This window comes from Gillisia xinjiangensis (assembly GCF_046298265.1).
In the GTDB taxonomy this organism is placed as follows: Bacteria; Bacteroidota; Bacteroidia; order Flavobacteriales; family Flavobacteriaceae; genus Gillisia; species Gillisia xinjiangensis.
In genome coordinates, this window is the sequence record NZ_JBKAHK010000133.1 from 1 (window position 1) to 513 (window position 513).

Below are 513 nucleotides of genomic sequence, written 5' to 3' on the forward strand. Positions count from 1 at the left end.
GAGCCGGGAGCCGGTGACGGTGGCTCCATCCTGCTGGTAGCCAACCTCGACGAATGGTACAGCCGGGGGATCGACCAGATCCTCTTCGACGACGGCACCACCTGGACCCGGTCCGACCTGAGAGCAATGCTGCTGGACCAGGCGTGGAGCGACGGAGACGACCTGATCTACGGCTTTGATGCCGCCGATACGATCACCGGCGGAGCTGGCAACGACACCATCAACGCGGAAGAAGGCAGTGACATCATCACTGGCGGTAGCGGCGATGATGTTCTGTATGGTGGCACCGGGAGCGGGAACGATACCTTCATCTACGCCCGTGGTGACGGCAACGACACGGTTGTCGAGTGGCAGAACTCTGGCACGGCGGATAAGCTCGTCCTGCAGGATGTTGACCCGGCCGCGGTGTCGCTGCTGCGCAACGGCAACGACGTCACCCTGGTGATTGCTGAGTCGGAGCCGGGAGCCGGTGACGGTGGCTCCATCCTGCTGGTCGCCAACCTCGAGGAGTGG

General features: G+C 63.5%; 1 protein-coding gene. It reads left to right on the plus strand.

Translation table 11 applies throughout. The features are described from left to right. Positions 1 to 513 (plus strand): calcium-binding protein (locus ACKGJN_RS16860; protein ID WP_409540734.1); only part of this gene is annotated, 513 nt, incomplete at both ends.